The sequence below is a fragment of the Kroppenstedtia sanguinis genome (assembly GCF_050433445.1).
Classification (GTDB): Bacteria; Bacillota; Bacilli; order Thermoactinomycetales; family DSM-45169; genus Kroppenstedtia; species Kroppenstedtia sanguinis.
In genome coordinates this window covers 80916-94380 of sequence record NZ_JBNPXF010000003.1, presented here as the reverse complement: position 1 = coordinate 94380, position 13465 = coordinate 80916, and the positions used below count along the sequence as shown (strand labels likewise).

The following is a 13465-nucleotide window of genomic DNA, read 5'->3' as shown; positions in this document are numbered from 1 at the left end:
GGTCAATCTATGCCCAAAAGTTCCTCCAGCAGTTCTCCCACATCCTTCTGCTCCGGATGGTCAGCCAGCTTTTCCATAATGCTGTCGGCCAGCTTTCGTCTGCGGATGTGTTTGGTGAGGAGTCCCAACTCTTCCTCCAGGGTTTCCATTGCACTCCGGGAGCGCTTGACGGTCTCGTGAACCCCTTGACGGGAAATCCCGAGATGATCCGCGATCTCCCCAAAGGACCAGTCTTCATGGAAATACAACTCCATCACCTGCCGCTGTTTCTCCGTCAATAAAGGAGCATAGAAATCGTAAAGCAGGTTGACCCGGGTTGTCTCTTCCAACATGAGCCCACCTCGCATCCCGTCAAGCCAAACATCTTTACACCTTGGTTATCATATCAGTCGCGAAAACCCGTGTCAAGGTTTTCTTATTGGCAGTCTGCTTGGAGGGATCAGTCATCCGTTATGATTTGGGTTTAACCCCTTTATTTGGTTGGATGGTCCTTCGTCCACGCGAGATATTACCTAATGCCTCTTCAGAAGGCGTAGATCCAAAATAGGTGAATCCACACGCCTGATCTCAAATAAAGGAGTGACATGTCGTGAAGCGTACCCCCTGGTTTGCACTCGTTTCCATCCTGGTCATCGCATCCTTTTTGACTCTCCATTCCGCTGCGGCGCACGGGACAAAACCTTATCACTTTGGTTTCAAAAAGAGTAAAGACGGCCAGCTCGCTTCCATTGCACAGGAAGGGTTCATGGAAATCCTGCGAAAACAGGACGCGATCTTTCTCGGGGATCCAGCTCAAAAAGAGTTGTATCTCACCTTTGATAACGGATATGAAAACGGGTATACCACCCAGGTACTGGATGTTTTAAAAAAGAAAAAGGTGCCAGCTGCTTTTTTTGTGACAGGCCATTATGTTAAGGATCAGCCTGAATTGATCCAGCGAATGGTGAAAGAAGGACATGTGATCGGGAATCACTCCTGGAGTCATCCCGACATGTCTCAAATCCCTGTCCATAAGATGAAGGAGGAACTGTCCAAAGTCCAGAAGGAAGTCGCGCGTCAGACGGATCAAAAAGAAATGCATTTTGAACGTCCGCCCCGGGGAATTTTTAGCGAGCAGACCTTGGCCACCAGCAAAGAGCTGGGATATACCACTGTTTTTTGGTCGGTGGCTTATTCGGATTGGAATCCGAAGCAGCAAAAAGGTGGAAACTATGCTTACCAAAAGGTGATGTCTCAGCTTCATCCCGGTGCAGTGATTCTCCTTCACTCTGTCTCCAGAGATAATGCGGAAGCCTTAGAGAAAATCATTGAGGATGCAAGAAAACAGGGATACAAATTCAAGAGTTTGGAGCAGTTGAAGGTGAAACATTACCATTGACGTGAGCTGCAAAAATCTTCGCGGCACCGTCCCTTAGGTGAACGGTGCCGTTTAGTGTTCTCAGGAATACTAGGGGAAGGTATAATACTCAATCAATCCCACCACAGCCAAACCCGGCCGGTGGTCGCTACAAACTCGGTTAGAATCTCTACACTTCCTACCCCCTGGTCCACGATATCGGGGCACAGCTCATATATTTTTTCGCAATAGGCCGCCAGTTCCTGGGGCCAACTATCCAGCCTCCACTCCACAATATCGGAGGTGGCCTGGATAAGGGTAAAGGAAGCTTCCTCGTAAAAAGATTGTAGTCGCCGGATCAAATCTTCTGTGTTCATACCATAGTTGATTGCATCTGTCCGTGCCTGACGCAGGATGTCCCAGGGCTCCTCCCCTTCTGCCAGCACCAACTCCACTTCCCCCGGACTCTCCTCCCCCAGCCAGTATTCCGTTCCCAAAAAAGTAATCGTCCCCTGGGGCAACTGGGGACGCAGGAAAGCCCAAATTTCCTCCGCCCACTCCTTTGTGCCCACAACTGAAAATCCATGTGAATCTTTCACCCGACCGAAGTCATAGGTAAAAAAGGGCCTGATTTCCCCTCTGCCTTCCAGCAACTTCACCGTCTCAAGTAGCGCTGGACTGTGAACCACCGTTTCGGCCTCCTGTTTCTCCCCGCGATTTCCAATATTCACGATATAGGCACTCTCCTAACTTTCAAAAAGACAAGACTTCTATACCATTCACGTTATCATACCCTAGTGATTCAAAACAGAACAAATGTATCGTCCCAGGAAAGAGGCTTTCATCGAGGAAGACCGCGGGCGACCCGATGGTAAGCTCTTCCCTTTATGAGGAATGCGCCCTCTTTCTCTTCAACCACCACAGGAGCCCGATCCCCAGAACTAAGGTAATGGTACCGATCCAGCCGGTTCGGTGCATGAGGCCCATCCACTGCTTCCAATGATCTCCCAACAGAATACCCACTGTAATGTAGATCAGAACCCAAATCAATCCTCCGGTGAAGGCATACAAGCTAAAAACAGGGAATGGCCAGCGGCTGATCCCAGCGGAGTAGGCGGTCAGGTGGCGGACACCGGGGATGAAGTAGCCGAAACTGACGGCCCATTTTCCAAACCGTTGAAACCACTCTTCCACCTGTTTCAGATGTTTGGGAGTCAAATGAACGTAGGGGCCGTACCGCTCCAGAAAAGGTCGGCCCAACCGGCGGCCGATGGTGAAACTGAGACTCATCCCGGCGGCACTTCCCGTAAAAGCGACCACCACCGTGTGGAATAAATGAAAATGGTTTTTTGAGATCAGGAAGCCCGCAAAGGTCATCAGGAGTTCATCAGGAATCGGCAAGCCTACGATCCCCAGAACCAGTGCGGCAAACAATCCGATATAACCAAAATGAACCACCCAGTTGAGCAAAACTTCTGTCACGACCGGCACCTCCCTTCTGACGATCCTCTGTCATCCTGCCCCTATCCCTCCAATTTCTTTCCTCTTACCTTCAAGAGCAAACCCCGACCGATTCAGATTCGGCCGGGGTTGCTTCAGTTGGGATCGGTTGCGGTTTCCTGTTCGATGTCTTTCACAAACAGAGCATGGACAAACTGCTCCCCATTAAAAGGTTGCAGGTCATCCATTTGTTCTCCGAGCCCCACCCATTTGACAGGGACACTCAATTCCTGACGAATCGCCAAAGCGATCCCTCCTTTAGCGGTCCCGTCCATCTTGGTGAGAACGATGCCGGTGATCCGGGTGGCTTCATGAAAGATTTTTGCCTGTTGCATCGCATTTTGCCCCGTGGTGGAGTCCAGTACCAACAAGGTCTCATGAGGAGCTGCGGGCACTTCCCGGCCGATGACCCGGTGCACTTTTTTCAACTCCTCCATCAAGTTAACCTTGTTCTGTAACCGCCCGGCAGTGTCGCACAGCAAAATATCCGCCCCCCGGGCTTTGGCTGCCTGGATGCCGTCATAGACTACCGCCGCCGGGTCGGAGCCGGCTTGGTGGCGGATCACATCGACACCCACCCGCTCCCCCCAGATCTCCAGTTGCTCGATCGCCCCCGCCCGGAAGGTATCCCCTGCGGCCAGCACCACCTTTTTCCCCTGCTCCTTGTAATGATGGGCCAGCTTGCCGATGGTGGTTGTCTTGCCCACACCGTTGACACCGACAAAAAGGATGACTGTCAGATCGTCTGCCTGCAAATTCATGCCTTCATCCCCGTCTCCTCGCAAAATCCCGACGAGGATTTCCGACAACAGCGGCTTCAATTCTCCAGGATCTTTCAACTTCCGTTGCTTGACCTCAGTCCGGAGCTGGTCCACGATTTCCAAGGAGGTGTTGACGCCGACATCGGCGCCGATCAAGATCTCCTCCAATTCTTCGTAAAGCTCTTCATCAATCCGGTTGCGGCTGAACACCGAATCCATCGCTCCCACTAGGGAAGCGCTGGTCTTGCTCAATCCGTTTTTAAATTTTTGTGTCACCGAATCGGTGGTTTGGGAAACGCTCTTCTTCAACCGTTTAAAAAAACTCATGATCTTCTACCTCCTTATCCCTGAGCGGCCGCCGCCTCTTCTTTCCCTTCAAAATCCTCCAAGCGAACAGAGACGATCTTGGACACCCCTGCTTCCTCCATCGTCACCCCATACATCACGTCCGCCCCTTCCATCGTCCGTTTGCGGTGGGTAATGATGATAAACTGGGTCTTCTGGGAGAATTCCCGGAGATAGCGGGTGAAGCGGCTCAGATTGGCCTCATCCAGGGCGGCATCCACTTCATCCAGTACACAGAAGGGAACCGGCTTGTACCGCAACACAGCGAACAAGAGGGCGATCGCAGCCAGTGCTCGTTCGCCACCTGAGAGAAGCCCCAGGTTCTGCGGCTTCTTCCCCGGTGGCTGAGCGATGATTTCAATCCCCGTCTCCAGCAGATTGTCCGGTTCGGTCAACTGCAGATCTGCCCTTCCCCCACCGAACATTTTAGCAAACACATCGACAAATTCCTCACGGATCACCGTAAAGCTCTCTTGGAAACGATTGGACATCTCCAATTCGATGTTGCGGATCACATCCTGAAGGGAGCCTTTGGCCTCCAGCAAATCATCCCGTTGCGAACTGAGAAATTGCAGCCGCGTGGACAACCGATTGTGCTCTTCGATCGCCCCCAGGTTGACTTCGCCAAGGGAGGCAATTTTCCCGCGGAGGGAACGAACCGCCCGCTCCGCACGCTGTGGCTCATCCGGCTTCTCGTAGCGCTCCCTAGCCAGCTCAAAGCTGATTTCATACTCCTCGGCCAGCTTCTCCAGAAGGTGGTTCAATTCCACGTCCATCCGGTTGGCTTTCACTTCCTGCTGATGTAATCCGTCCTCTTGCTTTTTCAGGTCCTGGCGAAGTACGCGAAGCTCCTGTTCTTGTTCCCCGCGGTTGCTGTGATAACGGTCCCGTTCTTTTTTGCTCGCCGTCAGCGCCTCTTGGGCTGTCACTTTTCGCTCCCGCAACTCTTCCACACGCTCCGCCAAGAGCTTGCTCTCCTCCTGATGGTCCGATTCACCCGTCTCCAGCCCGGACAATTGTTCTCTCAGCTCCGTAAGCTGATGGGTCAGTCTCTCTTCTTCCTCTTCCAGCCGACGGCAGTCCGACTCCAGATATTCCCGTTCTTGGTTCAGCCGAGCCGCTTTAATTTTCCAATCCGTCACCTCACGGCTCGCCTCGTCCTTTTCCGACGCCTCCCGTTCCATCTGTTCCAGAGCTTGATGGATGCATCGCCTCAGCTCCGTCTCCTGCTCATCCATCGCGGCAATGCCTTCGGCTAGTTGAGACAGGCGCTCTTGGATTTGGCGATCTTCCTCTTCATTCCGAGCTTGCTCGAAGGAGGTCTTCTCCCGTTGGGATTCCAACGTACGCACTTCCACCGCCACTTCCCGTCGGGTCGCCTTCAGTTCCTGTTCCCGCTGGCGTAACTTTTCTCCTTCGGTTTGAACCGCATCCATCTGAGCTTCCAAGTCACTCATCTGGCGGCGGATCTTTTGGTGCGTCTCCTCGGCTTGTTTCAGCTCCACCTGAGTCCTTGCGATTTCTCCGTCTAATTCTTCCACTTGCCGAGAGCGACTCAAGAGGTTGGCCTTATTTTTTTGTCGGCTTCCCCCAGACATGGATCCGCCGGGGTTGACCACGTCTCCCTCCAACGTAACCACCCGGAATCGATAAGACATCCGGCGAGCAATCATATTGGCATCTTCCAGCGTCCGGGCCACGATCACTTGGCCCAACAGATTGCGGATGAGTATGCGGTAATCCGGGTCCGTCTCCACCAGTTCAGCGGCGATCCCGACCACACCTGGTAAACCTGTCAAGGTCTCCCGCTCCCGCGTCGGTAATAGGCGCTCCCGCATCACATCCAGTGGCAAAAAAGTAGCCCGTCCACCTCGCCGTTCCTTCAGGAAACGAATCCCGCCACGGCCGGTTTGTTCATCTTCTACGACCAAATGTTGCATGGCTCCGCCAAGGGCGGTCTCGATGGCCGCCTCATAATCCTTCGGCACACGAATCAGCTGGGCGACTGCCCCACGGACTCCTGCCAGCTCTCCCGCACCTCGATCCCGTGCTTTCAGGATCTCTTTCACTCCTTGGAAAAAGCCGGTGTGCTCTGCCTCCATCTCCTTGACCATCTCTCGTCGGGAGTGAAGGTTGTCCCGCTTCTGTTCCACTTCTCGCAGACGACGGGCAGCGGCGTCGATTTCCCCTGTCAGACTTCTCTTCTCTTCCGCCTGTTGCCGGTACTGTTCCCCACAGCGGTCTAGAGCTTCCCCGACCTCTTTCAATTCCTTGTCCAACGCATCGATCCGGGTTTGCAGATCCGCTTCTGTGCGCTTTTCCAACTCTTCCTGGACCGCCAGCTGCTCCTTCCGCTCTGCGGTCTTTCGTCCCTCTTCCTCCAGATGGTGCTGGTCCCTTTGCAGACGGGTCCGGTCATTGAGGAGTTCTTGCAGACTTTCCTTTAATCGATCCAGATCCGATTCCAGGCCGTCTCCTTCCCCGGAGAGACGGGATTCCGCCTCCTTCAGTCCAGATTCCGTTTCAGCCAATTGCTTCTGTTTCTCCTGTAACCGCTCTTTTTGTCGTTGCAAATCCGTCAGGAGCCGTTCCTGTTCCTCCTCTAACTCCCGGATCCGTACCCGACTCTGTTCTATCGATTCCGCCCGGTTGCGAGAACGCTCCTGCAACACCTCCCGCTGTCCCTCGGTCTTCTCCAACTCCTCACTGACAGACAGTAGATCCCCCTGGAGACTCTCCAGTTGTTCTTCCTTTTGTCCAATTTTCCACCGTAATTCTTCCAATACAGCTTCCCGCTTAGACACATCGGCAGCGAGTCGGGCCTGCTCCTCCCTCCGTTCCTGAAGGGAGTGGTTGGCTTCCTGCCAATTTTGGTGCAACATTTCAATTTTATGTACATACAATCCAATCTCCGTCCGAGTCAGTTCGGACTTCCACTCTTTATACTGTTTAGCTTTCTCCGCCTGCTCCTCCAAGGGAGCTACTTGCTCTTCCAGCTCACCCACCAGATCCTGAATGCGAGATAGATTCTGATCAGTGGACTCCAGTTTTTTTTCGGCTTCCCGCTTGCGGGACTTATATTTGACGATGCCTGCCGCTTCCTCAAAGATCGCCCGCCGGTCTTCCGACTTGTGAGAGAGGATCTCGTCGATCCGTCCTTGTCCGATCATGGAATAAGCTTCTTTCCCAATTCCGGTATCCATAAACAGTTCGGTAATATCTTTCAGACGGCAGGACTGTTTGTTGATATAGTATTCACTCTCCCCGGACCGATACACGCGCCGGGTCACCGTCACCTCGGAATAATCCAAGTGGAGTTTGTGGTCGGTATTGTCAAAGGTGATGGAAACTTCACAGTAGCCGACAGGTTTGCGGGAATCGCTGCCGGAGAAAATCACGTCTTGCATCGATGCTCCCCGGAGCGATTTGGCACTCTGCTCTCCCAACACCCACCGCATCCCGTCTGTCACATTGCTCTTCCCGCTCCCATTGGGACCCACCACGGCCGTCACACCAGGAGTGAATTCCAATTCGATCCGATTAGCAAAGGATTTAAATCCGATCATATCCAACCGTTTCAGGTGCAATGTACTCCCCTCCTCTCCTCTGTACAAACTCTTATTTTACTATAAAGGGGAGGCACTAGGGAAAGAATCCAATGCCGAGTCCCTGTTTCTCCAAAGATCAGCTGATCCTTTTTCCCAGGGGCACTTCCCGGTCAGCCTGGATCAGAACCACTTCCCCCTCCTCTGCCTCCACTCCCAACACGAGGACTTCAGACATGAAATCCGCCACCTGCCGTGGTGGAAAGTTAGTGACAGCCAATACTCGCATCCCCACCAGATCCTCCAAGGTATAGAGCTTGGTGATCTGGGCACTGCTCTTCTTCACCCCCAGTTCCTCCCCGAAATCGATCCACAGTTTATACGCTGGTTTGCGCGCTTTTGGAAATGCTTCCGCCCGCAGAATCTTGCCCGTGCGGATCTCCACCTTCAAAAAATCATCAAATGGAATCTGGCCCATCTCCATTCCTCCTGTTTCAAAAATAATGATGGGGCCTCAGGGCTGTTGATGAACCATAAAGAGGATGACGGGAACGAAACGACCCTTTCGCTCTTCCCATCCCCCATCGTAAAATATGGCTTGAGGGGACGGGGAGGGTGGGACGGCTACGATCTCTTGCAAAGAACACAAAGGCTCTTCACCGTTCCACCCTCCCGACCTGATTTCCTGCCTAAAATATGGATAATCAACACGCCTGATGGGGCCTATCTCTCCCGATCCGTGTGATCGTGGAAAGAAGGTTTCTCAAATCCAATCGGTCCCACAAATCGAATCACTCCTTTTATACCAAGGGGAGATTCGATAGAAGGCGGAGGGAATCCTGTCGATCTGGGCTTTCAAATATGAAAACCACCGGTTCTCGTCCTGGGAAACCGGTGGCTCGTCTATCTACTGTTTTTGTTGTTGAAACCGCTGAAGTCCCTCGGCAGCTGCCTGCTGTTCCGCTTCTTTTTTGGAACGTCCCGCTCCGGTTCCCAGCTTTTCTCCGGACAACCACACTTCAGCCACAAACTGACGGTCATGGGCCGGTCCCTGGACATCGACAATCTGATACATCAAAGAACCAAGATGCTCCTGTTGCACCGCTTCCTGTAGCCGGCTCTTGGCATCAGAGCCCTGAGCGAGCCATTGATCGTCAATACGGGGGAGAATCATTCGGTTCATAAAAGCAATCACCCCGTCCAAACCCTTTTCCAAATACAGTGCACCGATAAAAGCTTCAAAAACATCTGCCAGCAGGGCAGGACGATTGCGACCCCCGGTAAGCTCTTCTCCCTTACCCAACCGGATATGCTTACCGAAGTTCAGATCCTGGGCGAAAGAAGCCAAAGACGGCTCACAGACGATCCGAGCCCTCATCCGGGTCAAATCCCCTTCTTTCAGATGGGGGAACCGGTGGTAGAGGTGCTCTGAAACCGTCAGCTCCAGGACAGCGTCACCGAGGAACTCCAACCGTTCGTTATCCAGTTGATGGCGTTCCCCTTTCCGCTCATGGGCAAAAGAGGTGTGGGTGAATGCTTGTAAAAACAAATCTTTATTCTGGAGAGACAGGCCGATGGTCTGTCCAAGTTCGGCCAGATTCAACTCCGATCACCACCTGCTTATTCGGCCCCGTCATATTTCTTCAGAGCGAGGGTCGCATTGTGGCCACCAAAGCCAAGTGAGTTGGACAAGGCTACCCGAACCGATGCCTGTCGGGATTCATTGGGAACATAGTCCAAATCACACTCGGGGTCGGGGTATTCATAGTTAATCGTCGGGGGCAGGATTTGCTCCTTCAAAGTGAGAGCGGAGGCAATCGCTTCGACACCACCGGCCGCCCCCAACAGATGGCCGGTCATCGACTTAGTGGAACTAACCGCCATTTTATAGGCATGGTCACCAAAAACGGTCTTGATGGCCATGGTTTCAGTCTTGTCGTTTGCATCGGTGGAAGTCCCATGAGCATTAATATAACCGATCTCTTCCGGTTCCAATCCTGCATCCTTCAGTGCCCACTTCATCGCCCGGGCGGCGCCTTCTCCGTCCGGTGCCGGGGCTGTCAGATGATAGGCGTCGCCGCTCATCCCATAACCGGCCACTTCCGCGAAGATCTCCGCACCTCGGGAAAGGGCGTGATCCAGACTCTCCAGGACGACAATCCCGGCTCCTTCCCCCATGACAAAACCGTCGCGTTCCTTATCAAAAGGACGGCTCGCTTTTTCCGGTTCATCATTTCGGGTAGTCATCGCTTTGTTTGCACAAAAACCGGCAAAGGCCATCGGACTTATAGTCGCTTCTGCACCTCCGGCAATCATCACATCGGCATCTCCCCGCTGGATGATCTTGGCCGCGTCCCCAATGGAGTGGGTACCCGTAGCGCAGGCTGAAACTGCAGAACTATTAGGCCCCTTTGCCCCGACGGAGATAGAGACCTGACCTGCCGCCATGTTGGCGATCATCATAGGGATAAAAAAGGGACTGACCCGGCGTGGACCTTTTTCCATGAGCTTGCTGTGCTCCACTTCCCAAGTCTTCAGCCCGCCGATCCCCGAACCAATATAGGTTCCCACCCGATCCGGATCCTCTTTGGACATCTCGAGACCGGCGTGTTGCAACGCATTTAGTGAAGCTCCCACTGCCAGTTGGACGAAGCGATCCATCCGCCGGACTTCCTTGCGGCTCATATATTTCAGAGGATCAAAGTCTTTAACCTCTCCCGCAATTTGAGTGGGATAATCGCTTGCATCAAACTGAGTTACCGGCCCAATACCCGATTTCCCGTTGATCAGGTTATTCCAAAACGTCGGGATGTCGTTGCCGATCGGTGAGAGGACCCCCAAACCGGTGATCACTACTCGCTTCGACAATCTCGTCACCGCCTTTGAATTTTACGTGCCATGGGAAGATGATAAAGGGGAGAAAGTCCCGTCAACCAACGGGACTTCCGACTCCTTTAGGCACGGGATTCGATATAAGTAACGATATCTTTCACCGTGTTGATCTTTTCTGCTTCCTCATCGGAAATCTCCATAGAAAACTCATCTTCAAGTTCAAGAATCATGTCCATCACATCGAGGGAGTCAGCTCCCAGGTCATCCTTGATCGATGCTTCCAAGGTAACTTCGGAAGCATCCACCCCCAGACGATCCACGATGATGCGTTTGACTTGATCTAGCGTATCTGCCATTACCTTCACCTCCCCTCTCGTATTATACGAAATGACCTGCAAAAAAACTAGCAAAGGTTCACAGCCTCAAGAAGTGACCATGCCTCCGTTGACATGGAGGGTTTGACCTGTGATGTAACCTGCCAAATCAGAAGCGAGGAACTGGACCGCCCCCGCCACATCCTCCGGCTTGCCAAATCGGGCAAGAGGGATTTGACTGATCATTTCCCTACGGATCTCTTCATTCAGTTGGTCCGTCATATCCGTTTCAATAAATCCGGGGGCTACTGCATTGACGGTAATCCCACGACTGGCGAGCTCCTTGGCCGCGGATTTGGTGAGACCGATCACTCCGGCTTTGGCTGCCACATAGTTGGCCTGCCCCGGATTGCCCGAGACTCCGACAACGGAGCTGATATTGATGATCCGACCAGCCCGTTGCTTCAACATCGGTCGAGTGACTGCCTTGATACAGAGGAAGACTCCTTTCAGGTTGGTATCCACCACCCGGTCCCAATCCTCCTCTTTCATGCGCAGCATCAGATTATCCCGAGTAATACCGGCATTGTTTACCAGGATATCGATCCGACCCCAGGTTTTGAGAGCCTCTTTCACAGCGGAGTTGACCTGTCCGGCATCTGAAACATCCGCCTGGATGGTTACGACTTGCCTACCAGTTTCCCGGACCTTTTCCGCAGTTTCCTCCGCCGCATCTCGGTTCCCTGCATAAATGATCGCCACATCTGCCCCGGCTTTGGCCAGTGAGATACTGATCGACCGACCGATTCCCCGGGAACCCCCGGTCACCATTGCGACCTTGCCGCTTAACATGATGAACCCCCTTTTACTTCATTTTATCCAAAGTTTTCCTCATCGATTCTCCATCTTGAATGGAGAAAGCCGTAACCCCTCGCTGGATCTTTCGCACCAATCCGGTCAATACATTCCCTGGACCGATCTCTACAAAGGTATCCACGCCTTCCTCGATCAAGCGGCGGATGCTGTCCTCCCACAGAACGGGAGCGGCCACTTGTTGGACCAGCGCTTTGCGGATGTCGGCGACTTCCTGTTGCGGGCGAGCGGAAACGTTGGCCACCATCGGAATCCGGGCTTCCCGGATATCCAACTGGTCCAACACCTCACTCATCCGGTCCGCCGCTGGCTGCATCAGACTGGAGTGGAAGGGTCCGCTGACGGACAGAGGGAGCACGCGACGGGCTCCAGCTTCTTTCGCTCTCGCGCCAGCCGCTTCCACCGCTTCTTTACTGCCTGAGATCACCAGTTGTCCCGGACAGTTGTAATTTGCCGGCTCCACCTCTCCCTGCTCCCCACTCACTTCTCGACAAATCCGGTCCACACTCTCCCGGTCCAGACCGATCACCGCTGACATCGTCCCCTTGCCAGCAGGAACCGCCTCTTCCATCAACAGACCCCGCTTTCTCACGGTACGGACTGCATCTTGAAAGGATATAGCCTCGGCTGCCACCAGCGCAGAATACTCTCCCAGACTGTGACCGGCCACAAAATCCGCTGTCAAGCCTGCCCTCTCCACCATGCGATACAAAGCCACACTCGTGGTGAGAATGGCGGGTTGGGCATGGGCTGTCAGCCGAAGGTCTTCTTCCGGCCCCTCAAAACAGAGGCGGGAAAGGGAGTAACCCAGGGCATCATCAGCCTCTTCAAACACGCCCCGGACCTGTGAATCTACATCATAGTCCACTTTTCCCATCCCGACAGCCTGAGAGCCTTGTCCCGGAAACAAAAATGCTGTTTTGCCCAAGAATACCGTCCTCCTTCAGGTGTGGATCAGTTCGTCTCCATGGTCCACTTCATCACCGACGCTCCCCAGGTCATTCCCCCGCCGAAACCGACCAACACCAAGGTGTCGTCCTGTTTGATACGTCCATTTCGGACCGCCTCATCCAAAGCGACGGGAATGGAGGCGGAAGACATATTGCCATAGCGATCCAGGTTGATCACCACTTTCTCCCGGGATAACCCCAGACGTTGGACGGCGTTGTCGATAATGCGCGTGTTGGCCTGATGGGGAATCAATAAATCAATATCTTCCTTGGTCATTCCTGCTTTGCGCAGGGCTTCCTCCGCAGAGCTTCCTAGGACTCGAACGGCGAATTTAAAGACCTCCCGGCCCTTCATAGAAATAAAGTGGAGACGATCTTCCACCGATTTTTCAGTTGCCGGAATCCGGGAACCACCAGCCGGTTGCTTCAACAGATGCCCGCCGGAACCGTCTCCCCCCAATTCAAAAGAGAGAAATCCTTTCCCCTCAGCCACCGGCCCCAACACTGCAGCTCCCGCTCCATCCCCGAACAGGATACAAGTGTTTCGGTCCGCAAAATCAGTGATCTTGGAAAGGCAATCCACCCCAATCACCAAAGCATGCCGGTACATCCCGTTGGCAATAAATTGCGTAGCAACAGAGAGTCCATACAGAAATCCGGTGCAGGCAGCAGACAAGTCAAAAGTGGCCGCCTTGTCCGCTCCCAACCGATCCTGAACTAGACAAGCCGTAGCAGGGAAAGACATATCCGGGGTCACCGTGGCCACGATGATCAGATCCAGGTCCTTCGCCTCGATCCCTGCAGACTCCAATGCCCGCCGACCCGCTTCTACCGCCAAGTCCGAAGAAGCCTGGTCGTCAGCAGCAATCCTCCGCTCCCGGATCCCCGTTCGGCTGACGATCCACTCGTCATTGGTATCCACCATTTTCTCCAAGTCAGCATTCGTCAGCACTTTTTCGGGGAGATAAGCTCCTGTGCCAATGATCCCCACCGATCCCATGATACTCAT

At 53.5% G+C, this 13465-nt stretch carries 13 protein-coding genes; 1 reads left to right on the top strand and 12 read right to left on the bottom strand.

Translation table 11 applies throughout. The features are described from left to right. Nucleotides 1-2: 2 nt before the first annotated feature. A complete protein-coding gene (ylxM, locus tag JOD24_RS03035; protein ID WP_380163820.1) occupies nucleotides 3-332 on the bottom strand; it encodes a YlxM family DNA-binding protein in 330 nt (109 codons plus the stop codon). Nucleotides 333-622: 290 nt separating this feature from the next. On the opposite strand from ylxM, the gene pdaA reads away from it, so the two are divergent. Beyond that, nucleotides 623-1378, top strand: a complete 756-nt coding sequence (gene pdaA, locus JOD24_RS03030; RefSeq protein ID WP_380164219.1) for a delta-lactam-biosynthetic de-N-acetylase — start codon at nucleotides 623-625, stop codon at nucleotides 1376-1378. A gap of 92 nt (nucleotides 1379-1470) precedes the next feature. Here pdaA and JOD24_RS03025 read toward each other — a convergent pair whose 3' ends face one another. From JOD24_RS03025 to JOD24_RS02975, 11 genes are all read right to left on the bottom strand, one after another. Continuing rightward, a complete protein-coding gene (locus JOD24_RS03025; RefSeq protein ID WP_429246298.1) occupies nucleotides 1471-2067 on the bottom strand; it encodes a DUF4253 domain-containing protein in 597 nt (198 codons plus the stop codon). Between the two features lie 154 nt (nucleotides 2068-2221). Next, on the bottom strand, nucleotides 2222-2818 hold the full coding sequence (locus JOD24_RS03020) for a DedA family protein (protein WP_380163824.1): 597 nt from the start codon (nucleotides 2816-2818) through the stop codon (nucleotides 2222-2224). Between the two features lie 113 nt (nucleotides 2819-2931). Continuing rightward, nucleotides 2932-3924 (bottom strand): signal recognition particle-docking protein FtsY, encoded by a 993-nt coding sequence (ftsY, locus tag JOD24_RS03015; RefSeq protein ID WP_429246297.1) that lies wholly within the window; start codon nucleotides 3922-3924, stop codon nucleotides 2932-2934. 14 nt (nucleotides 3925-3938) lie between these two features. Beyond that, a complete protein-coding gene (gene smc, locus JOD24_RS03010; RefSeq protein ID WP_380163828.1) occupies nucleotides 3939-7529 on the bottom strand; it encodes a chromosome segregation protein SMC in 3591 nt (1196 codons plus the stop codon). 97 nt (nucleotides 7530-7626) lie between these two features. Then, the gene (locus JOD24_RS03005; RefSeq protein ID WP_380163830.1) at nucleotides 7627-7965 is read right to left on the bottom strand and encodes a tRNA-binding protein; all 339 of its coding nucleotides are present in this window, start codon (nucleotides 7963-7965) and stop codon (nucleotides 7627-7629) included. A gap of 429 nt (nucleotides 7966-8394) precedes the next feature. Continuing rightward, entirely contained in the window at nucleotides 8395-9090 is a 696-nt protein-coding gene (rnc, locus tag JOD24_RS03000) for a ribonuclease III (RefSeq protein WP_429246296.1), read from the bottom strand. A gap of 17 nt (nucleotides 9091-9107) precedes the next feature. Then, complete coding sequence (gene fabF / locus JOD24_RS02995; protein WP_380163834.1) at nucleotides 9108-10355, bottom strand: beta-ketoacyl-ACP synthase II; 1248 nt, start codon at nucleotides 10353-10355, stop codon at nucleotides 9108-9110. An 86-nt stretch (nucleotides 10356-10441) separates the two neighbouring features. After that, nucleotides 10442-10675 carry an acyl carrier protein gene (locus JOD24_RS02990; protein ID WP_380163836.1) on the bottom strand — a complete coding sequence of 78 codons (234 nt, stop codon included), beginning with the start codon at nucleotides 10673-10675 and terminating at the stop codon, nucleotides 10442-10444. A gap of 66 nt (nucleotides 10676-10741) precedes the next feature. Then, the gene (gene fabG / locus JOD24_RS02985; RefSeq protein ID WP_380163838.1) at nucleotides 10742-11485 is read right to left on the bottom strand and encodes a 3-oxoacyl-[acyl-carrier-protein] reductase; all 744 of its coding nucleotides are present in this window, start codon (nucleotides 11483-11485) and stop codon (nucleotides 10742-10744) included. 13 nt (nucleotides 11486-11498) lie between these two features. Further along, nucleotides 11499-12434 carry an ACP S-malonyltransferase gene (gene fabD, locus JOD24_RS02980; RefSeq protein ID WP_380163840.1) on the bottom strand — a complete coding sequence of 312 codons (936 nt, stop codon included), beginning with the start codon at nucleotides 12432-12434 and terminating at the stop codon, nucleotides 11499-11501. 26 nt (nucleotides 12435-12460) lie between these two features. Then, nucleotides 12461-13465, bottom strand: a complete 1005-nt coding sequence (locus JOD24_RS02975; protein ID WP_380163842.1) for a beta-ketoacyl-ACP synthase III — start codon at nucleotides 13463-13465, stop codon at nucleotides 12461-12463.

Coding starts and splice junctions, on each gene's coding strand:
- JOD24_RS03005 (WP_380163830.1), bottom strand. CDS start 7,965: ATGGGCCAGATTCCATTTGATGATTTTTTGAAGGTGGAGATCCGCACG.
- ylxM (WP_380163820.1), bottom strand. CDS start 332: ATGTTGGAAGAGACAACCCGGGTCAACCTGCTTTACGATTTCTATGCT.
- ftsY (WP_429246297.1), bottom strand. CDS start 3,924: ATGAGTTTTTTTAAACGGTTGAAGAAGAGCGTTTCCCAAACCACCGAT.
- JOD24_RS02975 (WP_380163842.1), bottom strand. CDS start 13,465: ATGAGTATCATGGGATCGGTGGGGATCATTGGCACAGGAGCTTATCTC.
- JOD24_RS02990 (WP_380163836.1), bottom strand. CDS start 10,675: ATGGCAGATACGCTAGATCAAGTCAAACGCATCATCGTGGATCGTCTG.
- fabG (WP_380163838.1), bottom strand. CDS start 11,485: ATGTTAAGCGGCAAGGTCGCAATGGTGACCGGGGGTTCCCGGGGAATC.